At 69.3% G+C, this 25451-nt stretch carries 20 protein-coding genes and 2 tRNA genes; 20 read left to right on the forward strand and 2 right to left on the reverse strand.

Translation table 11 applies throughout. The features are described 5' to 3' along the window. Positions 1-241: 241 nt before the first annotated feature. Together M878_RS94960 and M878_RS77590 are read left to right on the forward strand one after the other, a co-directional pair. Positions 242-640, forward strand: a complete 399-nt coding sequence (locus M878_RS94960; RefSeq protein WP_245238231.1) for a protein kinase domain-containing protein — start codon at positions 242-244, stop codon at positions 638-640. Positions 641-663: 23 nt separating this feature from the next. After that, a complete protein-coding gene (locus tag M878_RS77590; protein WP_031226032.1) occupies positions 664-894 on the forward strand; it encodes a hypothetical protein in 231 nt (76 codons plus the stop codon). Between the two features lie 110 nt (positions 895-1004). On the opposite strand, the gene M878_RS77595 is transcribed toward M878_RS77590, so the two are convergent. After that, positions 1005-1078: transfer RNA gene (locus M878_RS77595), tRNA-Gly, on the reverse strand. Positions 1079-1239: 161 nt separating this feature from the next. On the opposite strand from M878_RS77595, the gene M878_RS77600 reads away from it, so the two are divergent. The 5 genes from M878_RS77600 (at position 1240) to clpX (ending at position 6024) form a co-directional block, all read left to right on the forward strand. Beyond that, positions 1240-1316 (forward strand) — tRNA-Pro (locus M878_RS77600). Positions 1317-1494: 178 nt separating this feature from the next. Next, positions 1495-2886, forward strand: a complete 1392-nt coding sequence (gene tig, locus M878_RS77605) for a trigger factor (RefSeq protein ID WP_023550746.1) — start codon at positions 1495-1497, stop codon at positions 2884-2886. A gap of 343 nt (positions 2887-3229) precedes the next feature. Continuing rightward, a complete protein-coding gene (locus M878_RS77610; protein WP_023550747.1) occupies positions 3230-3835 on the forward strand; it encodes an ATP-dependent Clp protease proteolytic subunit in 606 nt (201 codons plus the stop codon). A gap of 67 nt (positions 3836-3902) precedes the next feature. After that, positions 3903-4568 carry an ATP-dependent Clp protease proteolytic subunit gene (locus tag M878_RS77615; protein WP_023550748.1) on the forward strand — a complete coding sequence of 222 codons (666 nt, stop codon included), beginning with the start codon at positions 3903-3905 and terminating at the stop codon, positions 4566-4568. A gap of 169 nt (positions 4569-4737) precedes the next feature. Then, the gene (clpX, locus tag M878_RS77620; protein WP_023550749.1) at positions 4738-6024 is read left to right on the forward strand and encodes an ATP-dependent Clp protease ATP-binding subunit ClpX; all 1287 of its coding nucleotides are present in this window, start codon (positions 4738-4740) and stop codon (positions 6022-6024) included. A gap of 73 nt (positions 6025-6097) precedes the next feature. On the opposite strand, the gene M878_RS77625 is transcribed toward clpX, so the two are convergent. After that, positions 6098-7111, reverse strand: a complete 1014-nt coding sequence (locus M878_RS77625) for a hypothetical protein (RefSeq protein ID WP_023550750.1) — start codon at positions 7109-7111, stop codon at positions 6098-6100. A gap of 137 nt (positions 7112-7248) precedes the next feature. Here M878_RS77625 and M878_RS77630 point away from each other — a divergent pair, with 137 nt between their 5' ends. The 13 genes from M878_RS77630 to M878_RS77690 all read left to right on the forward strand — a co-directional run bounded on the left by M878_RS77630 (position 7249) and on the right by M878_RS77690 (position 24895). Beyond that, positions 7249-9879, forward strand: a complete 2631-nt coding sequence (locus M878_RS77630; RefSeq protein ID WP_023550751.1) for a valine--tRNA ligase — start codon at positions 7249-7251, stop codon at positions 9877-9879. Between the two features lie 232 nt (positions 9880-10111). Further along, complete coding sequence (folC, locus tag M878_RS77635) at positions 10112-11629, forward strand: bifunctional tetrahydrofolate synthase/dihydrofolate synthase (protein WP_023550752.1); 1518 nt, start codon at positions 10112-10114, stop codon at positions 11627-11629. 9 nt (positions 11630-11638) lie between these two features. Beyond that, positions 11639-11998 (forward strand): DUF4233 domain-containing protein, encoded by a 360-nt coding sequence (locus M878_RS77640; RefSeq protein WP_023550753.1) that lies wholly within the window; start codon positions 11639-11641, stop codon positions 11996-11998. 67 nt (positions 11999-12065) lie between these two features. Further along, positions 12066-12479, forward strand: coding sequence for a nucleoside-diphosphate kinase (ndk, locus tag M878_RS77645; RefSeq protein WP_023550754.1), 414 nt, complete (start codon positions 12066-12068; stop codon positions 12477-12479). Positions 12480-12792: 313 nt separating this feature from the next. Next, complete coding sequence (locus M878_RS77650; RefSeq protein WP_020940056.1) at positions 12793-13812, forward strand: rod shape-determining protein; 1020 nt, start codon at positions 12793-12795, stop codon at positions 13810-13812. Positions 13813-13973: 161 nt separating this feature from the next. Further along, positions 13974-14912: a rod shape-determining protein MreC gene (gene mreC / locus M878_RS77655; protein ID WP_031226035.1), complete on the forward strand. Its 939-nt coding sequence runs from the start codon at positions 13974-13976 to the stop codon at positions 14910-14912. Between the two features lie 12 nt (positions 14913-14924). Further along, positions 14925-15602, forward strand: a complete 678-nt coding sequence (mreD, locus tag M878_RS77660; RefSeq protein WP_023550756.1) for a rod shape-determining protein MreD — start codon at positions 14925-14927, stop codon at positions 15600-15602. A gap of 116 nt (positions 15603-15718) precedes the next feature. After that, positions 15719-17968 carry a penicillin-binding protein 2 gene (gene mrdA / locus M878_RS77665; RefSeq protein ID WP_023550757.1) on the forward strand — a complete coding sequence of 750 codons (2250 nt, stop codon included), beginning with the start codon at positions 15719-15721 and terminating at the stop codon, positions 17966-17968. Beyond that, positions 17965-19161 (forward strand): rod shape-determining protein RodA, encoded by a 1197-nt coding sequence (gene rodA, locus M878_RS77670; RefSeq protein WP_023550758.1) that lies wholly within the window; start codon positions 17965-17967, stop codon positions 19159-19161. Before mrdA ends, rodA begins: the two co-directional genes overlap by 4 nt. A gap of 121 nt (positions 19162-19282) precedes the next feature. Next, positions 19283-20788 carry a CYTH and CHAD domain-containing protein gene (locus M878_RS77675; protein ID WP_023550759.1) on the forward strand — a complete coding sequence of 502 codons (1506 nt, stop codon included), beginning with the start codon at positions 19283-19285 and terminating at the stop codon, positions 20786-20788. Positions 20789-20858: 70 nt separating this feature from the next. After that, positions 20859-22820, forward strand: coding sequence for a TIGR03960 family B12-binding radical SAM protein (locus M878_RS77680; RefSeq protein WP_023550760.1), 1962 nt, complete (start codon positions 20859-20861; stop codon positions 22818-22820). Between the two features lie 283 nt (positions 22821-23103). Continuing rightward, the gene (locus M878_RS77685) at positions 23104-24072 is read left to right on the forward strand and encodes a hypothetical protein (RefSeq protein WP_023550761.1); all 969 of its coding nucleotides are present in this window, start codon (positions 23104-23106) and stop codon (positions 24070-24072) included. A 46-nt stretch (positions 24073-24118) separates the two neighbouring features. Next, positions 24119-24895 (forward strand): TIGR03936 family radical SAM-associated protein, encoded by a 777-nt coding sequence (locus M878_RS77690; RefSeq protein WP_023550762.1) that lies wholly within the window; start codon positions 24119-24121, stop codon positions 24893-24895. The last annotated feature ends 556 nt before the right edge of the window (positions 24896-25451 follow it).

A 25451-nucleotide genomic window follows, 5' to 3' on the forward strand; every position in this document is an offset into this window, starting at 1 on the left:
AGCGCCGGAACACGCGGAACAACCGAACCGGCGGGGAGACGTACGGGGACGGCGCCGCGCGACACGGACTCGGCGGAGGCGGCCGGCCACGGGATCGAGGACCGCCTCGGTACCGGCTGGGGGAGGATGCGGTGACCTCGCCGGCTCGCGGTCAAGGCCGTCCACGGCCAGTGCGCCGACGAGGACGAGTTCCGCGTCCGCTTCAGCCACGAGGTGGCAGCGGCGCCTTCACGTCCCCGTGGTGGACGCGTACGCCGACGCCCCTGGACGGACACGCTCTGCACCCCCGGCGAGGACCTGGGCACCCTCTCCGCAGCTCCCGGCATCACTCGATCCGGGGGACCCCTGTCGCCGCCACGGCCCGCTCCTGCCGGACCGGCTGAGCGAACCGGCTGCCGGCCTCGCGGAGGCCTTGCGTGACATCCACCGCGCCGGAGTGGTCCACCGCGACCTGGAACCGGCCAACGTCATGCTCGCCGAGGCCGGCCCGTGCGTGATCGACTTCGGCGTCTCCCGCACCGCCGAGCCCACCGGCGCCGACGCCCCGCCTTTCTCTGCACCCGCCCGGCACCCGTCTTCGGTTGGTGCTCGCTGGTTCGGGCACGCGGGGGACACGCCTATGGTGAGCCGTGTCTGGTGATCGTCATGGTCGTTGGAGCGGGCATGCGAAAGATCATCATGACCGCCACGCTGGCCTTGGCTGCCATGGCCATGGCAGCTCCTGCGCATGCGGACAACAAATCGACCCCGTTCACCAATTGGACCTTCTCGCCGGCATCCGTCTGCGGGCTGGAAGGCGCAGAGGTGTCGGCGCTGCCCATCCTGGCCGACTACGTCCCCATCCACGCCAACAGCTGCTCGAACGGCAACGTGCTCGATCACCCGGGTATCTAGGCCGAAGCCCGCCGAATGCGCCTGCGGGGACACGGCGGACTGATCGGAGCCCTCGGAAACGATCAGGGCCAGGTCGGAGGAATGATCCTCTGACCTGGCCCTGAGTCGTATGGAGCGGGCGACGGGAATCGAACCCGCGTAGCTAGTTTGGAAGACTAGGGCTCTACCATTGAGCTACGCCCGCAACAGTGCGCCGCAGGTCGGTGACCGCGGCACTGGAGGCATCGTAGCGGGTCGCCCGCCGCCGAGGCCAACGAGTAGGTCCTGGAAGCGCCCGCACGCGTCGCCTCGAAGAATGCGGCCGACGGAACCGGCCGGGCCATGTACCCTACGTGTCGCACCAGACGGGGTGTGGCGCAGCTTGGTAGCGCGTCCGCTTTGGGAGCGGAAGGCCGTGGGTTCAAATCCCGCCACCCCGACCACCTGTCCACGACGTCGTGATGATCGCCTTTTGGGGCGCTGACCGGCTGCGGTTACTATGCAAGCTGCGCGCCCGTGTGACCCGGCCCGAACGGCCTACGTACTCCTCCGGGCGGCGAATCCGCCGGACCTGTCTGGCTCCGGCAGAACCCAAGCAGTCAGCCACAAGGAGACCGAACCGTGAAGAGCGCCGTGGAGACCCTGAACCCGACCCGGGTTCGGCTCACTGTCGAGGTGCCCTTCGAGGAGCTCAAGGACAGCCTCGACGCGGCGTACAAGAAGATCAACCAGCAGGTCACGGTGAAGGGCTTCCGCAAGGGCAAGATCCCGGCCCGCGTCATCGACCAGCGGTTCGGCCGCGGTGCGGTGCTGGAGGAGGCCGTCAACGACGCGCTGCCCAAGTTCTACACCGAGGCGGTCAACGAGGCCGAGCTGAGCCCGCTGGGCCAGCCCGAGGTCGACATCACCGAGCTGAAGGACGGCGAGACGCTGAACTTCACCGCCGAGGTCGACGTCCGCCCGGCCCTGGAGATCCCGGACTACTCCGGCATCGAGGTCGAGGTCGACGCCGTCGAGGTCACCGACGAGGACATCGAGAAGTCGGTCGAGCAGCTCCGTGAGCGCTTCGCCTCCACCTCCCCGGTCGAGCGCGCCGCCGAGGACGGCGACGTCGTCACCATCGACCTGGAGGCCAAGGTCGACGGCGAGGTCCTGGAGGACGGCATCGCCAACGGCGTCTCCTACACCATCGGCTCCGGTGAGCTGCTCGACGGCATCGACGACGCCGTCAAGGGCAAGTCCGCCGGCGAGGAGGCCACCTTCACCTCCGAGCTGAAGGGCGGCTCCGCCGCGGGCAAGGAGGCCGAGGTCACCGTCAAGGTCACCCAGGTCGCCGCCCGTGAACTGCCCGAGCTGGACGATGAGTTCGCGCAGCTCGCCTCCGAGTTCGACACCCTGGACGAGCTGAAGGCCGACAGCCGTAAGCGCCTCGCGAACATGAAGCAGTTCGACCAGGCCACCCAGGCCCAGGAGCGCGTCCTGGAGAAGCTCCTCGAGCTGGTCGAGGTCCCGGTCCCCGAGAAGCTGCTCGAGGACGAGATCAACACCCGCAAGCACAACCTGGAGCACCACCAGCTCGGCCAGATGGGCCTCACCCTCGACAAGTACCTGGAGATCCAGGGCAAGACCGCCGAGGAGTTCGACACCGAGACCCGCGAGGCGGCGGTCAAGGGCATCAAGACCCAGTTCGTCCTCGACGAGCTGGTCAAGAAGGAGCAGCTGAACGTCAACCAGGAGGAGCTCACCGAGCACCTCATGCGGCGCGCGGCCTCCTCCGGCATGTCCCCCGACCAGTTCGCCCAGGCCGTCGTCGAGGGCGGCCAGGTGCCGCTCCTGGTCGGCGAGGTCGCCCGCGGCAAGGCCCTGGCCGTCGTGGTCGAGGCCGCCACCGTGAAGGACAGCAACGGCGAGATCGTCGACCTCGACGAGGAGGACGAGACCGAGTCCGCCATCGAGACGGTCGAGGCCACGGAGGGCTCCACCGAGTCCGCCGAGGAGAAGACCGAGGGCTGAGCGGCCCTACGGCGCCTCTGACGCACGTACGACGGGTCCCTGGGAGTGTGTCTCCCGGGGGCCTTGTCGTTTGCGGGGAACAGCCGGCCCGAAGGGGCGCGGGGCTGATCGACATGCGCTCCGCCGCGTGGGCGCGAGCAACCCCACCCACCCGCGGCGCGGCGGCAACCGCACCGCCTCCCACGAACCGCACCCGGCCCCCTGCGGAGCGCTACGCCCCCGGCGAACACTGGCATTCCCGGGATTCCCCGAAGGGACCATCGCGTTAGGGTCCATGAAAGGCAGAACAATGAGACGGCCCGGCGCCGTCGTAAGACGAGCAGGTGGATACGTGACGAATCTGATGCCCTCCGCCGCCGGCGAGCCTTCCATCGGTGGTGGCCTCGGCGACCAGGTCTACAACCGGCTGCTCGGCGAGCGGATCATCTTCCTCGGCCAGCAGGTTGACGACGACATCGCCAACAAGATCACCGCACAGCTGCTGCTCCTTGCGGCCGACCCCAGCAAGGACATCTACCTGTACATCAACAGCCCCGGCGGCTCGGTGACGGCGGGCATGGCGATCTACGACACCATGCAGTACATCCCGAACGACGTGGTGACCATCGGCATGGGCATGGCGGCCTCGATGGGCCAGTTCCTGCTCACCGGCGGCACCGCCGGCAAGCGCTTCGCCCTGCCGCACACGGACATCATGATGCACCAGGGCTCCGCGGGCCTGGGCGGTACGGTCTCGGACATCAAGATCCAGGCCCAGTACCTGCTGCGCACCAAGAAGACCATGTCCGAGCTGACCGCGCTGCACTCCGGCCAGACCGTCGAGACGATCATCCGCGACGGCGACCGCGACCGCTGGTTCACCCCGGAAGAGGCCAAGGAGTACGGTCTCATTGACGAGATCATCACGCACGCCTCGGGTGTTCCGGGAGGCGGCGGCACCGGCGCCTGACCGGCCCGGCCACGCCACGCACCGCCGATACCCCAGCCCCCCGAACGCCACCAGGACGGTGAACCCCATGAGCAACTTCCCCGGCGCCGCCAGCGGCATGTACGAAGGGCCCCGCCCCGACAGCCGCTACGTCATCCCGCGCTTCGTCGAGCGCACCTCCCAGGGCATCCGCGAGTACGACCCGTACGCGAAGCTCTTCGAGGAGCGCGTGATCTTCCTGGGCGTCCAGATCGACGACGCCTCCGCCAACGACGTCATGGCGCAGCTGCTGTGCCTGGAGTCGATGGACCCGGACCGGGACATCTCGATCTACATCAACAGCCCCGGTGGCGACATGACCGCCCTCACGGCGATCTACGACACCATGCAGTTCGTGAAGCCCGACATCCAGACGGTCTGCATGGGTCAGGCGGCCTCCGCGGCGGCCATCCTGCTCGCCGCCGGTACGCCCGGCAAGCGCATGGCGCTGCCGAACTCCCGTGTGCTGATCCACCAGCCGGCGGGCTCCACCGGCCGCGGCCAGCTCTCCGACCTGGAGATCATCGCCAACGAGTTCACCCGGATGCGCGAGCAGCTGGAGGACATGCTGGCCAAGCACTCGAACCAGCCGATCGAGAAGATCCGCGAGGACATCGAGCGCGACAAGATCCTCACGGCCGAGGAGGCGCTGGAGTACGGCCTCGTCGACCAGATCATCTCCACCCGCAAGCTGAACAACAGCTCGGTCCGCTGACGCGGAGCGGCTTGCTCTCTGCCCCTCTTGGCACGGTGCACGTCAAAGTGAACCCTGCCAAGGGGGGCCCGAACACGGGGCCCGGCAAGGTACCGTCGGACATAAGGCAGCACCAGGAGCCGCTGGACCCCCGCGTCCAGGCGTCTCCCAGGCGAAGGGGAAGCACACCGTGGCACGCATCGGTGACGGCGGCGATCTGCTCAAGTGCTCGTTCTGTGGCAAGAGCCAGAAGCAGGTCAAGAAGCTCATCGCAGGGCCCGGTGTGTACATCTGCGACGAGTGCATCGATCTCTGCAACGAGATCATCGAGGAAGAGCTCGCGGAGACCAGCGAGGTGCGCTGGGAGGAGCTGCCCAAGCCCCGCGAGATCTACGAGTTCCTCGAGGGCTATGTAGTCGGCCAGGAGGCGGCGAAGAAGGCCCTGTCCGTCGCGGTGTACAACCACTACAAGCGGGTCCAGGCGGGCGAGAACGGCGGCCCGAGCGGCCGTGACGACGCCATCGAGCTGGCGAAGTCCAACATCCTCCTGCTGGGCCCCACGGGCTCGGGCAAGACCCTCCTCGCGCAGACGCTGGCCCGCATGCTCAACGTCCCGTTCGCGATCGCGGACGCGACGGCGCTCACGGAGGCGGGCTACGTGGGCGAGGACGTGGAGAACATCCTCCTCAAACTGATCCAGGCGGCGGACTACGACGTCAAGAAGGCCGAGACCGGGATCATCTACATCGACGAGATCGACAAGGTGGCCCGCAAGAGCGAGAACCCGTCGATCACCCGCGACGTATCGGGTGAGGGCGTCCAGCAGGCGCTGCTCAAGATCCTGGAAGGCACCACGGCCTCGGTCCCGCCCCAGGGCGGCCGCAAGCACCCGCACCAGGAGTTCATCCAGATCGACACGACGAACGTCCTGTTCATCGTGGGCGGCGCCTTCGCCGGCCTGGAGAAGATCATCGAGGCCAGGGCCGGCGCGAAGGGCATCGGCTTCGGCGCCACGATCCTCTCCAAGCGCGAGCTGGAGGCCAAGGACGTCTTCGAGGACGTCATGCCGGAGGACCTGGTCAAGTTCGGCATGATCCCCGAGTTCATCGGCCGCCTCCCGGTGATCACTTCGGTCCACAACCTGGACCGCGAAGCGCTCCTGAAGATCCTGGTGGAACCCCGCAACGCGCTCGTGAAGCAGTACGAGCGCCTCTTCGAACTCGACGGCGTGGAGCTGGACTTCGAGCGCGAGGCCCTGGAGGCCATCGCCGACCAGGCCATCCTCCGCCAGACCGGCGCCCGGGGCCTGCGCGCCATCATGGAGGAAGTCCTCCAGGGCGTGATGTACGAGGTCCCGTCCCGCAAGGACGTGGCCCGCGTGGTCATCACAGCCGACGTGGTCCTCTCCAACGTCAACCCGACCCTGATTCCCCGGGATGCGCGGGGGCGCGGGTCCGGCGAGCAGAAGTCGGCCTGACACACACGCCGTACGACAGCGAAGGGGCCCCGGTCGACCGACCGGGGCCCCTTCGCCGTACCGGATGACGGCGTCAGGCCTTGACGCGCACGTCGTTGCGGAGCTTGGCCGCGAGGTCTGCCGTGTCGTCGATCGTGCCGCCCTGGCCCGAGGCCAGGGAAGCGACGCTGAACCCCATGACCATGCCGAGGGTGCTGTGGTCGCCCCAGATGCACACCGGCATCTTCACGGTCTTCGGCATCCCGGAGTCCGCCGAGCCGCTGGTGTCGAGCTGAGCCACCTGGCACTTCATGACGCCGTTGGAGAAGCCCGACGGGTGGACGGTCTCGGGGCTGCCGATCAGCTTGCCCTTGAAGCCGGTGTCACTCTGGTCCTTCTCGGACCCTGCCTTGGCCTTGGCGAACATGGCGTCGACGACCACCTCGGGGTTGTTGATGCTCCCGTACACGCCCTTGAAGTTGAGCCCCTTCTTGGTGAGCCCGGTGCCGCTCTCGTAGGCGGCGCTCACCTGCTGGGGGTTGTCCACCCCCCACTTCTCGAAGTCCGACTTGTCGGAGTTGGTCATGTCGCCCGAGGAGGAGTCCGAGTCGGCGGACTTCGTGTAGGTGCCGTTGATCACCGATTGCGGCGTGATCAGCTTGTGCGGCCCGTCATCCGCGATGCTTGAGCTGCCCCCGCCAAAGGCGAAGTACGCCCCCACCGCCACAACCGCCACCACGGCCACCGCGCCGATGATCAGGCCCGTCTTCTTCTTGCCGCCGCCCGGCTGCGGGGGCTGCGGCACGCCGTAGGGCTGCTGGCCGTAGGGCGGCTGCTGGCCGTAAGGGCCCGGCTGCTGCGGCACGCCGCCCTGCTGCGGGTAGCCGTAACCCGGCTGCGGCTGCGGAGGAGCCTGCTGCGGGTAGCCGGGCTGCGGAGCCTGCTGGGGGTATCCGTAGCCGGGCTGCGGAGCCTGCGGCGGCTGGCCGTACGGGCCCGGCTGGCCGTAGGGCCCCGGCTGGCCGTACGGGCCCGGCTGCCCCGGCTGGCCGTACGGACCCGGCTGCTGGGGCGGCTGGCCGTACGGGCCCGGCTGGTTGTTGCTCATTTCGGGGTTCCCCCTAGGACGCTTATGTGTTCCTGACATCCTGGCCCAGGCCCGGAAAGCACGCGGCACCGGGGGCCGCACCGTTACAGAACAAACGCGTTTCGGGACCACCCCGTGACACCTCTAAACTGACCCCCGTGACCGAGAACGCTCAGCAGCAGCCACCCGCGCCCGACTCCGAACTGCCGACCCAGTACGCGCCGGCCGATGTAGAGGGGCCGCTGTACGAGCGCTGGGTAGAGCGCGGTTACTTCGAGGCGGACGCCAAGAGCGACAAGCCGCCGTACACCGTCGTGATCCCGCCGCCGAACGTCACGGGCTCGCTCCACCTCGGGCACGCCTTCGAGCACACCCTCATCGACGCCCTGACCCGCCGTAAGCGCATGCAGGGCTACGAGACGCTGTGGCAGCCGGGCATGGACCACGCCGGCATCGCCACGCAGAACGTCGTCGAGAGGGAGCTGGGCAAGGAAGGGAAGTCCCGGCACGACCTCGGCCGTGAGGCGTTCGTCGAGCGCGTCTGGCAGTGGAAGGCCGAGTCCGGCGGCCAGATCAGCGGGCAGATGCGCCGCCTCGGTGACGGCGTCGCCTGGTCGCGTGAGCGGTTCACCATGGACGAGGGCCTTTCACAGGCCGTTCAGACCATCTTCAAGCGGCTCTACGACGACGAGCTGATCTACCGAGCCGAGCGCATCATCAACTGGTGCCCCCGCTGTCTGACGGCCATCTCGGACATCGAGGTGGAGTACCAGGACGACGACGGCGAGCTGGTCTCCATGAAGTACGGGGACGGGGACGACGCCATCGTCGTCGCCACCACCCGTGCCGAGACGATGCTCGGTGACACGGCCGTCGCGGTCCACCCCGAGGACGAGCGGTACAAGCACCTCGTCGGCAAGCTCATCAGGCTCCCGCTGACCGACCGTTCCATCCCGGTCGTCGCCGACGAGCACGTCGACCCCGAGTTCGGCACCGGCGCCGTCAAGGTCACCCCGGCCCACGACCCGAACGACTTCGAGATCGGCCAGCGCCACGAGCTGCCGTCCATCACGGTCATGGACGAGCACGCCGTCATCACCGTCCACGGCCCCTTCCAGGGCATGGACCGCCTGGAGGCCCGCTCGGCGATCGTCGCCGCGCTGCGCGCCGAGGGCCGGATCGTCGACGAGAAGCGGCCGTACATGCACTCCGTCGGCCACTGCTCGCGCTGCAAGACCACCATCGAGCCGCGCCTGTCGATGCAGTGGTGGGTCAAGGTCGGCCCGCTGGCCAAGGCCGCCGGTGACGCCGTCCGCGAGGGCAAGGTCACGATCCATCCGCAGGAGATGGAGAAGCGGTACTTCGACTGGGTCGACAACCTCCACGACTGGTGCATCTCGCGCCAGCTGTGGTGGGGCCACCGGATCCCGGTCTGGTACGGCCCGGAGGGTGAAGTCGTCTGCGTCGGGCCCGACGAGGAGCCGCCCGGGACCGAGGCGGAGGGCTGGCACCAGGACACCGACGTCCTCGACACCTGGTTCTCCTCCGGCCTGTGGCCGTTCTCCACGCTCGGCTGGCCCGAACAGACCGAGTCGCTCGCGAAGTTCTACCCGAACTCCGTCCTGGTCACCGGCTACGACATCCTCTTCTTCTGGGTCGCCCGGATGATGATGTTCGGCCTGTACGCGATGGACGGCACCCCGCCGTTCCACACCATCGCCCTGCACGGCATGGTCCGCGACCAGTTCGGCAAGAAGATGTCGAAGTCCTTCGGCAACGCGGTCAACCCGCTGGACTGGATGGACAAGTACGGCTCGGACGCCCTGCGCTTCACCCTGGCCCGTGGCGCCAACCCCGGCGTCGACGTCCCGATCGGCGAGGACTGGGTCCAGGGCTCCCGCAACTTCGCCAACAAGATCTGGAACGCGACGCGCTTCGCGCTGATGAACGGCGCGACGGTGGAGGGCCCGCTGCCGGACGCGTCGCAGATGTCGGCGACGGACCGCTGGATCCTCTCGCGCCTCAACTCGGTGGTCGCCGAAGTCGACGCGTACTACGAGGACTTCCAGTTCGCGAAGCTCTCCGACACCCTCTTCCACTTCGCGTGGGACGAGGTCTTCGACTGGTACGTCGAGCTGTCCAAGACGGTCTTCCAGGCGGGCGGCGAGCCGGCGGAGGTCAGCAAGCGGGTCCTGGGTGAGGTCCTGGACGTCACCCTCAAGCTGCTCCACCCGGTGGTCCCCTTCGTCACGGAGACCCTCTGGACGACCCTGACGGGCGGCGAGTCGATCGTGATCGCCGACTGGCCGCAGGACAGCGGCTTCCGTGACACGGCTGCCGAGCAGGAGATCGAGTCACTCCAGTCGGTCATCACCGAGGTCCGCCGCTTCCGCGCCGACCAGGGCCTGCAGCCCGGCCAGCGCGTCCCGGCCCGCCTGACCCTGGACGGTACGGCCCTCGCCCCGCACGAGGCCGCCATCCGCCAGCTCCTGCGCCTCCAGCCGGAGGGCGAGAGCTTCACGGCGACAGCGACCCTGCCCGTGGCGGGCGCCGAGGTCGCGCTCGACCTCTCCGGCACGATCGACGTGGCGGCCGAGCGCAAGCGCCTCGCCAAGGACCTGGCCGCCGCCGAGAAGGAGAAGTCCCAGGCCAACGCCAAGCTCGGCAACGAGGCCTTCCTGGCGAAGGCCCCGGACAACGTGGTGGACAAGATCCGAGGCCGCCTGGCGAAGGCGGAGGAGGACATCACGCGGATCACGGCTCAGCTGGACAGGCTGCCGGAGGCGTAAGCAGTTCTGCTTGGCTGAGGCCCCCGGTGCCTTCTTGAGGCGCCCGGGGCCTTCGCCAACCTGAGGGGCACAGGACTGTGCCGATATGCGGCTCCGCCGCGATGGGGGTCCCCCTGGTTCGAGCGAAGCCGAGAACTTGGGGGGCGACAAGCCACGAAGGACCGGCACCCGGCGATGGCGAGCACTCACCCCGAACCGGTCCGTTGTCACTCCTGCTCCGTAGACTGGTTCTGTGAGCGACCACCCCGGCACCAGCGACACCCCCGACCCCCTCGACGGCTTCGACGAACTCATCGAAGCCGAGACCACCCGCGACCCCGACCTCGCCGTGATCGAGGCCGGCAGCCGCACCCTGCGCACCCAGGGCGGCTCGCCGCAGGCACAAGTGCCGACGCGCCCCGAAGACCCCGAGATCGACAAGGCCCTGCGCGAGGTCGAGGCGGACCTGGCCACCCGCTGGGGCGAGACCAAGCTGGAGCCCTCGGTCAGCAGGATCTCCGCGCTGATGGACATCCTCGGCGAGCCCCAGCGCTCGTACCCCTCGATCCACATCACGGGCACCAACGGCAAGACCTCCACCGCCCGCATGATCGAGGCCCTGCTCGGCGCCTTCGAGCTGCGCACCGGCCGCTACACCAGCCCGCACGTGCAGTCGGTCACCGAGCGCATCAGCCTGGACGGCGCCCCGATCTCCGCCGAGCGGTTCATCGAGACGTACCAGGACATCAAGCCGTACATCGAGATGGTGGACGCGCAGCAGGAGCACCGGATGTCCTTCTTCGAGGTGCTCACCGGCATGGCGTACGCCGCCTTCGCGGACGCCCCGATCGACGTCGCCGTCGTCGAGGTGGGCATGGGCGGCTCCTGGGACGCCACCAATGTCATCGACGCCGACGTCGCCGTGATCACCCCCATCGACCTGGACCACACCGACCGGCTCGGCGAGACGACCGCGGAGATCGCCGGCGAGAAGGGCGGCATCATCAAGCAGGGCGCGACCGTGATCCTGGCGCAGCAGCCGGTGGACGCGGCGCAGGTGCTGCTGAAGAAGGCCGTCGAGGTGGACGCCACGGTGGCCCGCGAGGGGCTGGAGTTCGGGGTCGTCGCCCGGCAGGTCGCCGTAGGCGGGCAGCTGGTCACGCTGCGCGGCCTCGGCGGTGAGTACCCCGAGGTGTATCTGCCGCTGCACGGCGCCCACCAGGCGCACAACGCGGCCGTCGCCCTCGCCGCCGTCGAGGCGTTCTTCGGCGTCGGCGCGCAGCGCGCCGAGCCGCTGGACATCGACGCGGTCCGCAAGGCCTTCGCGGGGGTGTCCTCGCCGGGGCGGATGGAGGTCGTACGGCGGTCTCCGACGGTCGTGCTGGACGCCGCGCACAACCCGGCGGGGGCCGCGGTCACCGCGGAGGCGGTCCAGGAGGCGTTCGACTTCACCCGGCTGATCGGTGTGGTGGGCGCGAGCGGCGACAAGAACGTGCGGGGGCTGCTGGAGGCCTTCGAGCCGATCTTCACCGAGGTCGTCGTCACGCAGAACTCCACCGCCCGGGCGATGGACGCGGACGAGCTGGCCGCGATCGCGGTCGAGGTGTTCGGCGAGGAGCGGGTACAGGTCGAGCCGCGGCTGCCGGACGCCCTGGAGGCCGCGATCACGCTGGCCGAGGAGGAGGGCGAGTTCGCGGGCGGCGGCGTGCTGGTCACCGGTTCCGTCATCACCGTCGGCGAGGCCCGGCTGCTGCTGCTGGGGAAGGGCTGAGGACCGAGGATGCGTACGCTCTGTGCCTCGACACTGATCGGCGAGTTCTTCGTCATCGGCTTCGCCGGGCTCGTCGCCATGAAGGACCCGAGCCTGTCCGTCTCCACGGTGTGGCTGGTCAGCGGTATCGCGATGCTGCTGTGCGTGCTGCTGTGCGGCATGGTGACCCGGCCCGGCGGGGTGGCCCTCGGCTGGGCCCTGCAGATCGCCCTGATCGCCTCCGGGATCTTCGTCCCGACGATGTACTTCATGGGCGCGGTGTTCGCGGCGCTGTGGTGGGCGTCGGTGCACTTCGGCAGAAAGGTGGACGAGGCGAAGGCCCGCTTCGCCGCCCAGGCGGAGGGCTCCTCCACAGCTGACGCTGCGTAACAACCGCAGGGCATGCTCTTGTAACCTCGTCCCACCACCGCAGACGTCTGTCAGAAGGAGTCCCCCCGTGTCCCAGCGCACCCTCGTCCTGCTCAAGCCCGACGCCGTCCGTCGGGGCCTGACCGGCGAGATCATCAGCCGTATCGAGCGCAAGGCCGGCTGGCAGATCACCGCGCTGGAGCTGCGCACCCTGGACCGCGGCACGCTGGAGCAGCACTACGCCGAGCACGTCGGCAAGCCGTTCTACGAGCCGCTGGTCGAGTTCATGTCCTCCGGTCCGGTCGTCGTGCTGATCGTGGAGGGTGAGCGGGTCATCGAGGGCGTGCGCGCGCTGGCCGGTCCGACCGATCCGATCGCGGCCGCGCCCGGCTCCATCCGCGGTGACTACGGCGTGATCGTCCGGGAGAACCTGATCCACGCCTCCGACTCCGAGGAGTCAGCCGAGCGCGAGGTGAAGATCTTCTTCCCGGGCCGGGTGTGAGCGGCGGCGAGCTGAGATTTCGCTAATTTTTCTGAGGGGCCGTCAGCTCGGTTCGGTGGCGCCTGACCAGGGACGGCCGTAGATTTGCGGCCGTCCCTTGGCATATGCCTCACGATCGGGGGAACGCGTGCCTCCGTTGGACCGTCTCCACAAGCGGGGCGGGCCGCCATCTGGTGACAATGGCGGAGACCCTCGCGCAGTGGCCGTGCGGGCGCGTTTACGATGGAAGCCTTCACGTCACAGCACCCGCCTCGCCGACCTGATATGCCCTCAAAAGCACAGGAAGGCCAGATGAATCCGGATGGGGAACTCAATGTCGTTCATCGGCCGTGACATGGCTGTCGACCTCGGGACCGCCAACACGCTGGTGTACGTCAGGGGTCGCGGGATCGTACTCAACGAACCGTCCGTCGTCGCGATCAACACCAACACGGGTGGGATCCTCGCGGTCGGTGCCGAAGCGAAGAAGATGATCGGCCGGACGCCGGGCAACATCGTCGCCGTCCGCCCGCTGAAGGACGGCGTGATCGCCGACTTCGAGATCACCGAGCGAATGCTCCGCTACTTCATCCTGAAGATCCACAAGCGGCGCTATCTCGCCCGGCCGCGGGTCGTCGTGTGTGTGCCCTCCGGCATCACGGGCGTCGAGCGCCGCGCCGTGATCGAGGCGTCCTCCCAGGCCGGCGCCCGCCAGGTGCACATCATCGAGGAGCCCATGGCCGCCGCCATCGGCTCCGGCCTGCCGGTCCACGAGGCCACGGGCAACATGGTGGTGGACATCGGCGGCGGCACCACGGAGGTCGCGGTCATCTCGCTCGGTGGCATCGTCACCGCCCAGTCCATCCGGGTCGCGGGCGACGAACTGGACAACGCGATCATCCAGTACATCAAGAAGGAGTACAGCCTTCTGCTGGGTGAGCGCACGGCCGAGCAGATCAAGATCACGATCGGTTCGGCGTACGACCTCGACTCCGACGAGCACACCGAAGTCCGTGGCCGGGACCTGGTGTCCGGGCTGCCGAAGACCGTGGTCATCTCGGCCGCCGAGGTCCGCAAGGCGATCGAGGAACCGGTCAACGCGATCGTGGACGCGGTCAAGACGACCCTCGACAAGTGCCCGCCGGAGCTGTCCGGCGACATCATGGACCGAGGAATCGTTCTGACCGGCGGCGGAGCCCTGCTGCGCGGGCTCGACGAGCGGCTGCGCCGGGAGACCGGGATGCCGATCCACATCGCCGAGGATCCGCTGGACAGCGTCGCGCTCGGCTCCGGGAAGTGCGTCGAGGAGTTCGAGGCGCTGCAGCAGGTCCTGGACGCCCAGCCGCGCAGATGACGTAACTCTTCCATTCCGCCGTACGAGACGTTCTCCTCTCGTGCGGCGGATCGTTGATTAGAGGCATAAGCTCCCACAAATGGGCCCCTCGGGTTGCGCATCGCATAACGCCCGTGAAGGGACTCCCGAATTCCTATTGAGGAAGGGCACGGCCGCCGCACGTGAGGGACACGAAAGAGAGCCGGTTGCTCCTGGTCCTGCTGGTTGCCATCGCATTCGCGCTGATCACGGTGGACATCCGCGGGGGCAGGAACTCCCCGGTCGACGGTGCCCGGCAGGCCGCGGCCGCGGTGTTCGGCCCGGTCGAGAACGGGCTGTCCTCGGCGGTCGACCCGGTCGGCAACGCCGTCTCCGCGATCCGGGACTCCGGCAGCCGGCATGACCGGCTCGCCACGCTGGAGAAGGAGAACGCGGCCCTCAAGGCGAAGCTCGGCAGCGACGACCGCAACCGCAGCCGGCTGAACCAGCTCGACAGAATGCTGAAGATCGCCGGCGAGGGCCAGTACGGCATCAAGGGCGCCCAGGTCATCGCCATAGGAGCGGCGCAGGGCTTCTCCTGGACCATCACCATCGACGCGGGAGCCAATGACGGCATCAGGCGTGACATGACCGTCCTCAACGGCGACGGGCTGGTCGGCCGGGTCACCACCGTCGGCCCCGACACCTCCACCGTGCTGCTCGCCAACGACCCCGACTTCACCGTCGGCACCCGTATGGAGGGAAGCGACGAACTCGGCTTCGCCTCCGGGCAGGGCGACCGCCCGCTGCGCGTGGAGCTGCTCAACGGCAAGGCGGAGGTGAAGAAGGGCGACCGGCTCGTCACCTTCGGCTCGGAGGCCGACCGGCCGTTCGTCCCGGGCGTGCCGGTCGGCGTGGTCTCCCGCGTCGACCCCTCCAACGGCGGCCTCACCCGCACGATCTACGTCACCCCGTACGTCGGCTTCACCAAGCTGGACGTCGTCGGCGTGGTCGTCCAGGCCCCGAAGAAGGACCCGCGCGACGAGGTCCTGCCGGCCCAGCCCAAGCCGGTCCCGACGCCGACGGTGACCGTCACGGTGACCCCGTCCGCCGACGCCTCCGCCAACACCCAGCAGCAGTAGGAGCTGAATCCCATGCGCCTCAACCGGATCCTGCTCTCCAGCGCGCTGGTCGTCGTGGCGCTGGTGATCCAGGTGAGCGTCCTCGCCCGCCTGCATCTGCCGGGCGCCGTGCCCGACCTGCTGCTGCTCACCGTCCTGGGCCTCGCCATGGTGTACGGCCATGTCGGCGGCGCCCTCGTCGGCTTCGGCGCCGGTCTGCTCGCCGATCTCGCCCCGCCCGCCGACCACGCGGCCGGCCGCTACGCGCTCGTGCTGTGCGTCATCGGCTACTGCGCCGGGCTCATCAAGCCGGAGACCGGCCGCCTGAAGTCGGCGACCGGCCCGATGGCCGTCGTGGTCGCCGCCGCGATCGGTTCCACGCTGCTGTACGCGTGCGTCGGCGCCCTGGTCGGCGACACCGCCGCCCGCCATGTCGGCCTGCCCGGGCTGCTGTTCTCGGCGGCCCTGTACGACCTGCTGCTCGCCCCGTTCGTGGTGCCCGGCATCATGTGGCTGGCCCGCCGCGCGGACAACGACCCGCTCGCCGAGGCCGGCCCCGCCGCCAAGGCCGGCGACATCTCCACCGGCTGGCTCTCCTCCGGCACCGGCCTGCGCATCGGCAGCCAGCGCGGCGGACTCGGCGCGCTGAAGGCCAAGGCCCGCACCCGCTCCGCCCGGGTCGGCCGGATCAAGGGGGTCAAGCGGCTGTGAATGCCGGGGAGTTCACTCGAACGGGTCAGCATGCGCGGAACGCGGGCTCACAGGCTGGTCGTTCATCATCCGTACGTGCACTCGCATTTGCGCACTGAGAGGGGGAAGCAGCCGCAGTGACCAACATCCCCGAGACCGGTCGGACCCCACGCGTCCAGATCCGGCTCGTCGTGATCCAGATCCTCGTCCTCTCCCTCCTCGGCACGCTCGGCGGCCGCTTGTGGTACCTGCAGATCCGCGAGGGTGCGCAGTACCAGAAGGAGGCGTCCGGCAACCACGTCCAGCAGGTCGTCGACCCCGCCGTGCGCGGCGACATCCTGGACGCCCGCGGCGTGCCCCTCGCGGACAACGAGACCCGCCTGGTCGTCTCCGCCTCCCGCACCGACCTGCTCAAGCAGAAGGACGACGGCAAGGCGGTCCTCACCAAGCTGGCCGGTGTCCTCGGCGTGAAGCCCGAGGACGTCATCCAGAAGGTCCGGCTGTGCGACGCCAAGACCCCCCAGCCGTGCTGGAACGGCTCGCCGTACCAGCCGATCCCGATCACCGACGAGGCCACCCCGAAGCAGGCCCTGCAGATCCGCGAGCGCTCCGAGGACTTCCCCGGCATCACCGCCGATCCCGAGGCCGTGCGCCGCTACCCGGGTCCGGGCAAGTCCAACACCGCGCAGGTGCTCGGCTATCTCTCGCCCGTCACCGACGACGAGATCCAGAAGGCCAAGAACACCCCGTCGCCCTATCTGCGCTCCGACATGGTCGGCCGCTCCGGCCTGGAGCGGGAGTACGACAAGGAGCTGCGCGGCAAAGCCGGCGTCACACGCTACGAGGTCGACAACCTCGGCCGGGTCATCGGCAAGGCCAAGGCGGACCCCGCCGAGCCCGGCGCCAACCTGGTCACCAGCATCGACTCCCGGGTGCAGCGCGTTTCGGAGTACGAACTGGACAAGGCGATGAAGACCGCCCGCCAGCAGTTCGACAAGAACACCGGCGAGAACTTCAAGGCCGACTCCGGCGCCGTCGTCGTCATGGAGGCCAAGACCGGCCGGATCGTCGCGATGGCCTCGGAGCCGACCTACGACCCGAATGTGTGGGTGGGCGGCATCTCCGCCAAGGACTACAAGTCCCTGACCGGCAAGGACTCCGACTACCCGCTGCTCAACCGGGCCATACAGGGTCAAGCGGCCCCCGGTTCGACGTTCAAGGTGGTCTCCACGGCCGCCGCGGTCCAGGCCGGCTACCCCTGGGACGGCGGCTACCCCTGCACCAGCTCCTACTCGGTCGGCGGCCAGGTCTTCAAGAACTTCGAGGGCGAGAACTTCGGCCCGATCTCCCTCGGCCGCGCCCTGGAGGTCTCCTGCGACACCGTCTTCTACGGCCTCGGCGACAGGGAGTGGAAGAAGGACGGCGGCATCAACCCCAAGAAGGGCCAGCCGAAGGACTGGTTCTTCAAGACGGCCCACCAGTTCGGCCTCGGCAAGGAGACCGGCATCGACCTGCCCAACGAGGTCACCGGCCGTGTCCCCGACCGCCAGTGGAAGCTGGACTACTGGAACGCCAACAAGGACGCCTGGTGCAAGTCCGGCAAGAAGGACGGCAGCTACGTCGAGAAGATCGCCTACGAGAACTGCCTCGAAGGCAACAAGATGCGCGAGGGTGACGAGATCAACTACTCCATCGGCCAGGGCGACACACTCGTCACGCCGATCCAGGAGGCGATGATCTACGGCGCCGTCGCCAACGGCGGCACCGAGTACGTCCCGACCATCGCCAAGGCGATCGTCAGCCCCGACGGCAAGACCGTCCAGGAGATCAAGCCCAAGGTGCAGCGCAAGCTGCCCGTCAGCCAGGCCACCCTCAAGGGCATGGACGACGCCTTCGCGGGCGTCATCACCCGCGGTACGGCCGCGTGGAAGTTCAACGGCTGGCCGCAGGACAAGATCACCCTGCACGGCAAGACCGGTACGGCGGAGGTCTACGGCAAGCAGACCACCGGCTGGCTGGCCACGTACTCCAAGGACTACACGGTGATCATGACGATCTCCCAGGCCGGTACGGGTTCCGGTTCCGCCGGTGAGGCCGTGCGCAACATCTACAGCGCGCTCTACGGCGTCCAGGGAGACGGCTCCATCGACAACAAGAAGGCGCTGCTGCCCCAGCCGCAGCAGGGCCTGCCGAAGGTCCGCACGGACGGCACGATCGACGCCCCGAAGGTCACCGACGACCCGGCCAAGGACGCCGAGGCCGCCCAGAAGGACAACCCCAGCAACGGCGACAGCCAGCAGCCCGCCGCCACGGCGTCGCCCACCACGGGCAACCGCAACACCCGCAGGCGCCCTCGCAAGAGGGGAAGCCGGAGGATGCCCTCATGACCGGCAACAGCTTCTCCGTCTCCGGGTACGGCCCCGAGCGAGCCGGCTGGACCAGGCTCCTCGCCCGCGACTCACCGGCCCGCAGGCTGGACTGGCCGATGCTGCTGGCCGCTTTCGTGCTGTCGCTGCTGGGCTCGCTGCTGGTGTACTCCGCGACCCGCAACCGCACCGAGATCAACCAGGGCGACCAGTACTACTTCCTGGTCCGCCATCTGATGAACCTCGGCATCGGCTTCGCCCTGATGATCGGCACGATCTGGCTCGGCCACCGCGCCCTGCGCAACGCCGTGCCGATCCTCTACGGCATCTCGCTGTTCGGGGTGCTGCTGGTGCTCACCCCGCTCGGCGCCACCATCAACGGCAGCCGCAACTGGATCGTGTTCGGCGGCGGTTTCTCGCTCCAGCCCGCCGAGTTCGTGAAGATCTCGATCATCCTGGGCATGGCCATGATACTGGCGGCCCGGGTCGACGCCGGGGACAAGCAGTACCCCGACCACCGCACGGTCTTGCAGTCGCTCGGCCTGGCCGCGGTACCGATCCTGATCGTGCTGCTCATGCCCGACCTCGGCACGGTCCTGGCCATGGTGGCCATCATCCTGGGCGTGCTGCTCGCCTCGGGCGCCTCCAACCGCTGGATCTTCGGACTGCTCATCACCGGTGTGCTCGGCTGTGTCGCCATCTGGCAGCTGCACATCCTGGACCAGTACCAGATCAACCGCTTCGCCGCGTTCGCCAACCCCAATCTGGACCCGGCGGGCGTCGGCTACAACACCAACCAGGCCCGCATCGCCATCGGCTCCGGCGGACTGACCGGCGCCGGCCTCTTCCACGGCTCGCAGACCACCGGCCAGTTCGTGCCCGAGCAGCAGACGGACTTCGTCTTCACGGTCGCGGGGGAGGAGCTGGGCTTCGTCGGCGCGGGCCTGATCATCTTCCTGCTGGGCGTGGTGCTGTGGCGCGCCTGCCGGATCGCCCGCGACTCCACCGAGCTGTACGGGACGATCGTGGCTGCCGGGATCGTCGCCTGGTTCGCCTTCCAGGCCTTCGAGAACATCGGCATGACCCTCGGCATCATGCCGGTCACCGGTCTGCCCCTGCCGTTCGTGTCATACGGCGGCTCGTCGATGTTCGCGGTCTGGGTGGCGGTGGGACTGCTGCAGTCGATCAAGGTGCAGAGACCCATGTCGGCGTAGGCCTGCGGCGGCCCGGCCGCGATCGCGGAGGGTCGTTCACCGGGTGGATGTGTGGAATTTTCCCGCCATTCATCCCGGGCGGCCCCTGCCGCGTCGCTCCGCAGCCCACTAGATTCAATTCATGGCGGATACGAAGCGCGAGATAGAGCGCAAGTACGAGTCCGACGACAGTGGGCTGCCCGACCTGACGGGCGTCGGCGGGGTGGCGGCCGTCCTGGACAAGGGCCTGATGGAACTCGACGCCACCTACTACGACACCGCCGACGAACGCCTGGCCGGCGCCGCCCTCACCCTGCGCCGCCGCACCGGCGGCTCGGACGCCGGCTGGCATCTGAAGTTCCCGGTCGGACCGGGCGTGCGTGACGAGATCCGGGCCCCGCTCTCCGACACCATTCCCGAGGAGATCGCCGCCCTCGTTCGCTCCCGGGTCCGGGACGCCGAGCTGATCCCGCTGGTCCGGCTGCGCTCGGCCCGCGATGTGCGCCACCTGGTCGACGCCGGCGGTGCCCTGCTGGCCGAGGCGAGCGTGGACGCCGTGACGGCTGAGCGGCTCGGCGGCGGGGGAGGGGCCGCCCAGTGGACCGAGATCGAGGTGGAACTGGCCGACGACGGCGATCCCGCCTTCCTCGATCTGGTGGAGAAGCGGCTGCGCAAGGCGGGCGTGCGCCGCTCCAAGTCGCCGTCGAAGCTGGCCCGGGCCCTGGAGCAGACGGGAGGACACCGCCGTAGGAGCCGTGAGAAGGGCGAACCCGCGCCGGTGACGGCCGGTGACCACGTGCTCGCCTATCTGCGGGCTCAGCGGGACGTGCTGGTCGAACTGGATCCGGCCGTCCGCCGTGACGTGCCCGACTCCGTGCACCGCATGCGGGTCGCCACCCGCCGGGCCCGCAGCACCCTGCGCAGCTTCCGCTCCGTCCTCGACCGCTCCGTCACCGACCCCATCGGCGTCGAGCTGAAGTGGCTCGCGGGCGCGCTGGGCGTCGACCGTGACCAGGAGGTGATGGCCGAGCGTCTGCGGGCCGCCCTCGACGCCCTCCCGCCCGGCCTGGTCACCGGCCCCGTCCACGAGCGCCTCGCGGCCTGGTCCGAGGCCCGGCACGGGGGCGCGCACGCGCATCTGACCGGCGTGCTGGACTCCCGCCGCTATCTCACCCTGCTGGACACCCTGGACGGCCTCCTCGCCGACCCGCCGCTGCGCAAGGCCGCCGGAAAACAGCCGGACAAGGTGATCGCCAAGGCCGTGGACAAAGACCTGCTGACCCTGTCCGCCCTGGTCGAGCAGGCGCTCGGCGCCCCGCCCGGCGAGGAACGCGACGTCGCCGTGCACGAGGCCCGCAAGAAGGCCAAGCGCACCCGGTACGCGGCCGAGGCGGCCACCCCCGCCCTCGGCAAACCGGCCCGCTCCCTGACCAAGGCCATGAAGAACCTGACCACCGTCCTCGGTGAACACCAGGACAGCGTCATGACCCGGCTGACCCTGCGCGAGCTGTCCGCGGCGGCGCACGCGGCAGGGGAGAGCGCGTTCACGTACGGGCTGCTGTACGGGCGCGAGGAGGCCCATGCGGCGCGGGCGGAGGCCGAGCTGCCCGGACTGTGGAGGGAGATCAGATCCCCGGCGGCCGGCTGAGCGTACGGGGAACACCGCCGGGCGGGTTACGCTTGGTGGTCACCCCTGTCAGCTCATGAAGGTTCGCGAGATGCCTGTCGAGTCGGTTTTTCCGCAGCTCGAAGCTCTGCTCCCCCACGTGCAGAAGCCGATCCAGTACGTCGGCGGAGAGCTCAACTCCACCGTCAAGAACTGGGACGAGTGCGACGTCCGCTGGGCGCTCATGTACCCGGACGCGTACGAGGTGGGTCTGCCCAACCAGGGCGTCATGATCCTCTACGAGGTCCTCAACGAGCAGGAGGGCGTCCTCGCCGAGCGCACCTACAGCGTGTGGCCGGACCTGGAGGCGCTGATGCGTGAGCACGGCGTCCCGCAGTTCACGGTCGACACCCACCGCCCGGTGAAGTCCTTCGACGTGTTCGGCCTCAGCTTCTCCACGGAGCTGGGCTACACGAACATGCTGACGGCCCTGGACCTGGCGGGTATCCCCCTGGAGTCCAAGGACCGTGGGCTGGACGACCCGATCGTCCTGGCCGGCGGCCACGCGGCGTTCAACCCGGAGCCGATCGCCGACTTCATCGACGCGGCGGTCATCGGCGACGGCGAGCAGGCCGTGCTCGACATGACCCGGATCATCCGCGAGTGGAAGGCCGAGGGCCGACCCGGCGGCCGCGAGGAGGTCCTGTTCCGCCTGGCGAAGACGGGCGCGGTGTACATCCCGGCGTTCTACGACGTCGAGTACCTGCAGGACGGCCGTATCGCGCGCGTGGTCCCGAACAAGAGCGGCGTCCCCTGGCGCGTGTCCAAGCACACGGTCATGGACCTGGACGAGTGGCCGTACCCCAAGCAGCCCCTCGTGCCGCTGGCCGAGACGGTGCACGAGCGGATGTCGGTGGAGATCTTCCGCGGCTGCACCCGCGGCTGCCGCTTCTGCCAGGCCGGCATGATCACCCGCCCGGTCCGCGAGCGTTCGATCACGGGCATCGGCGAGATGGTCGACAAGGGCCTGAAGGCGACGGGCTTCGAGGAGGTCGGCCTGCTCTCCCTCTCCTCGGCGGACCACTCGGAGATCGGCGACATCGCCAAGGGACTGGCGGACCGCTACACGGACGACAAGATCGGCCTGTCCCTCCCCTCCACCCGCGTCGACGCGTTCAACATCGACCTGGCGAACGAGCTGACGAGAAATGGCCGCCGGTCCGGTCTCACCTTCGCCCCGGAGGGCGGCTCCGAGCGCATCCGCAAGGTCATCAACAAGATGGTCTCGGAAGAGGACCTGATCCGGACCGTCGCGACGGCGTACGGCAACGGCTGGCGCCAGGTGAAGCTGTACTTCATGTGCGGCCTGCCGACCGAGACCGACGACGACGTCCTGCAGATCGCCGACATGGCGATGCACGTCATCCAGAAGGGCCGAGAGGTCTCGGGCTCGAACGACATCCGCTGCACGGTCTCGATCGGCGGCTTCGTCCCGAAGCCCCACACCCCGTTCCAGTGGGCGCCCCAGCTGTCGGCGGAGGAGACGGACGCGCGTCTCGCCAAGCTCCGGGACAAGATCCGCGGCGACAAGAAGTACGGCCGCTCGATCGGTTTCCGCTATCACGACGGCAAACCGGGCATCGTCGAAGGCCTCCTCTCCCGCGGCGACCGCCGTATCGGCGCGGTGATCCGCGCGGTGTACGACGACGGCGGCCGCTTCGACGGCTGGCGCGAACACTTCTCCTACGACCGCTGGATGGCTTGCGCCGACAAGGCCCTCGCCCCCTTCGGCGTGGACGTCGACTGGTACACCACCCGCGAGCGCGGCTACGAGGAGGTCCTGCCCTGGGACCACCTCGACTCCGGCCTGGACAAGGACTGGCTCTGGGAGGACTGGCAGGACGCCCTCGACGAGACCGAGGTCGAGGACTGCCGCTGGACCCCGTGCTTCGACTGCGGCGTCTGCCCCCAGATGGACACCCACATCCAGATCGGCCCGACCGGCAAGAAGCTGCTGCCCCTGACGGTCAAGAACGCCGGCCCGGCGCCTGCTTCGAGCGGTCACGCGCACTGAGGTGAGCGAGGCCCTCGATCGCCAGGGGAAGGCGCCGGGGGCCGCGCAGCACCGCGTCGGCACGGTATGCCGGGCGAGCCAACCCGCGCGACTCGGAGGTCATCGGCGACGTTCGCCTGCATCGTCTTCGTCTTCGTCGGCTCACACCTCGACCTTCAGTTTGAATTCGCGAAGGTGAAGTAGGCGCGGTCCAGCGGTCGAGGCCACCCTGGGCATCGAGGACGTCACACGCACTTCACACGCGCTGAGGATCCGATGGGGCGGTGCCGACGTCTACTCCGGTATGGAACCGCACACGCCGCCTCTCCAGCCCCGGCAGCCGGAAGGGTGTCTCACCGTCGCGATCCGCGTCCCCCTGCGGATCGTCGTCCTGGTGCTGGTGGTGCCGGTGCGGATGGTGTGGGACGCGCTCGTCGTCACCGGAAGGCTGGTGCGGGACGGCGTGCTCAGGCCGCTCGGCCGGGCGCTCCTGTGGGTCGGAAAGGCCCTGTTCGTCTGGCCGTTCGTGGGCCTGTGGCGCTATGTCCTGGTCCCAGTCGGCAAGGGCGTCGCCTGGCTCGGCACCGTCCTCGTCGTCGTACCGGCCGTGTGGTGCCACCGGTACGTCCTCACCCCCGTCGGATGCGCGGTCGCCTGGCTGGCGCGGTATCTGCTCGTCGTCCCCGCGCGATGGCTCTACGACCGGTTCCTCGCGCCCGTCGGGCGTGCCGTCGCCTGGTGTGTACGGGGACTGGGCCGGCCGCTGGGCATGATCGCCACCGGCATCGGGGCCGCCCTGTACTGGACCCTGCGCGTCCTCCTCGTCCTGCCCGCCCTCGCGCTGTGGCGCTGGGTTCTCGCGCCCGTCGGCCGGGTCCTCGTCGTCGTGGCGCGAGAGGTGGGGGACGCCCTCGGGCATGCGTGGCGGATCGCCGGACGGATCTCGCGGGCCGTCGGCCGGGCGCTCGGGGCCCTCTTCCGCTGGATCTTCGTGGAGCCGCTGCGCTGGGTGTTCCGGACCGTCCTCACCCCCGTCGGCCACCTGGTCCGGGACACCGTCCTGCGGCCCGTCGCCGAGGGCGCACGCGTGCTGGGCCGGGCCGTCCGCGAGGCGCTGACCAGCGCCCGTGACATGGTGCGGCAGGCCCGCGCCGACGTCCGGCGGATGCTGGTCGGCGAGCCCGGGCAGCCGGCCGCCGTGGACCGGCGGGAACCTCAGGGGCCCGCTGCACGTACTCTTGGTAGCAGTACGACCGCACTCACGAAGGACTAGGACACTGGGCAAGCGACAGCCCGAAGGCCCGCCGCCCGCACCCGCGGTGCAGCGCATCCGACTGCGCTACACCAAGCGCGGCCGCCTGAGGTTCACCAGCCACCGAGACTTCCAGCGCGCCTTCGAGCGGGCGCTGCGCCGCGCCGAGGTGCCCATGGCGTACTCGGCGGGGTTCACGCCGCACCCGAAGGTGTCGTACGCCAATGCCGCACCCACCGGCACGGGCAGTGAGGCGGAGTATCTGGAGATCGCGCTCACCGCACCGCGCGACCCGGAGACGCTGCGCGTCCTCCTCGACGAGTCGCTGCCCGCCGGGCTCGACATCGTCGACGCGGTCGAGGCGCGGACCTCGGGCCTCGCCGACCGGCTCACGGCTTCCGTCTGGGAGCTGCGGCTGGACGGCGTCGCCCCGGCCGACGCCGAGCGCGCGGTCGCGGCCTTCAACGGGGCCGAGACCGTCGAGGTGCAGCGGATGACCAAGAACGGCGTCCGTACCTTCGACGCCCGCCCCGCCGTGGTGAGCCTGGAAACGCACGGTTCACCGGCTGATAGGCCGACCGACCAGCCCTGTGCGATACTGCGGCTGGTTGTTCGGCACGTGACGCCTGCCGTACGACCCGACGACGTCCTGTCCGGTCTCCGCGCCGTGGCCGACCTGGCGCCGCCGGTCCCCGCAGCGGTGACCAGGCTGGCGCAGGGGCTGTTCGATGAAGAGACCGGCACGGTGACCGACCCGCTCGCGCCCGACCGCGAGGCAGCCGGGGCCCTGACGGCCGCACCGGCCGCCGCCGCGACGGCGCCGACACCGGAAGGTCCCGCGTAGGGACGGACGTCGTAGCGCCGCCCTCGTACTCGGGAGCCACCTGGGTCGGGCAGCGCACCGACCAGAAGACTTTCGCCAAGGCCGTACCGACAAGGCGTACGGAACCGGCGAGACAGGACACAGAGTGCTCCCGTGCGGCGCCCGCGCCCCGGACGGCGGCCATCGCGTATCACGCGGGCCGTGGACGTCAACGGCGGACGGTCCATCGAGACCAACGCCGGACCAGGCGCGGCGCCCGGGAGCCTGACGGGAGAAACGCCCGCATGCTCGAGCCGACCGAACCCATTGAGGGTTCCGAACCGAACACACCCAGCGACACCCTGCCGCCGCGCAGGCGTCGCCGTGCCGCCTCCCGCCCGGCGGGCCCGCCGGGCGCGGCCGCGGCTTCTACCGAGGTGACCCTCCCGGCCATACCGGCCGCGGAGTCCGATGACATCGTCGAGGCCGCAGAGATCGAGGAGATCGAAGAGGCCGAAGAGGCGACGCTTGCGGCCGCCGAGACGACGGCTGAGGCCGCCGAGGTTGCCGCTGTCGCCGAGGAGGCCGCGCCCGGCGC

The sequence above is a fragment of the Streptomyces roseochromogenus subsp. oscitans DS 12.976 genome (genome assembly GCF_000497445.1).
In the GTDB taxonomy this organism is placed as follows: domain Bacteria; phylum Actinomycetota; class Actinomycetes; order Streptomycetales; family Streptomycetaceae; genus Streptomyces; species Streptomyces oscitans.

What these genes read in the sequence shown, in the direction of transcription:
- M878_RS77590 (WP_031226032.1), top strand. Translation starts at nt 664, where the DNA reads ATGCGAAAGATCATCATGACCGCCACGCTGGCCTTGGCTGCCATGGCC.
- M878_RS77610 (WP_023550747.1), top strand. Translation starts at nt 3,230, where the DNA reads ATGCCCTCCGCCGCCGGCGAGCCTTCCATCGGTGGTGGCCTCGGCGAC.
- M878_RS77615 (WP_023550748.1), top strand. Translation starts at nt 3,903, where the DNA reads ATGAGCAACTTCCCCGGCGCCGCCAGCGGCATGTACGAAGGGCCCCGC.
- M878_RS77625 (WP_023550750.1), bottom strand. Translation starts at nt 7,111, where the DNA reads ATGAGCAACAACCAGCCGGGCCCGTACGGCCAGCCGCCCCAGCAGCCG.
- M878_RS77640 (WP_023550753.1), top strand. Translation starts at nt 11,639, where the DNA reads ATGCGTACGCTCTGTGCCTCGACACTGATCGGCGAGTTCTTCGTCATC.
- M878_RS77650 (WP_020940056.1), top strand. Translation starts at nt 12,793, where the DNA reads ATGTCGTTCATCGGCCGTGACATGGCTGTCGACCTCGGGACCGCCAAC.
- mreD (WP_023550756.1), top strand. Translation starts at nt 14,925, where the DNA reads ATGCGCCTCAACCGGATCCTGCTCTCCAGCGCGCTGGTCGTCGTGGCG.
- rodA (WP_023550758.1), top strand. Translation starts at nt 17,965, where the DNA reads ATGACCGGCAACAGCTTCTCCGTCTCCGGGTACGGCCCCGAGCGAGCC.
- M878_RS77675 (WP_023550759.1), top strand. Translation starts at nt 19,283, where the DNA reads ATGGCGGATACGAAGCGCGAGATAGAGCGCAAGTACGAGTCCGACGAC.
- M878_RS77680 (WP_023550760.1), top strand. Translation starts at nt 20,859, where the DNA reads ATGCCTGTCGAGTCGGTTTTTCCGCAGCTCGAAGCTCTGCTCCCCCAC.
- M878_RS77685 (WP_023550761.1), top strand. Translation starts at nt 23,104, where the DNA reads ATGGAACCGCACACGCCGCCTCTCCAGCCCCGGCAGCCGGAAGGGTGT.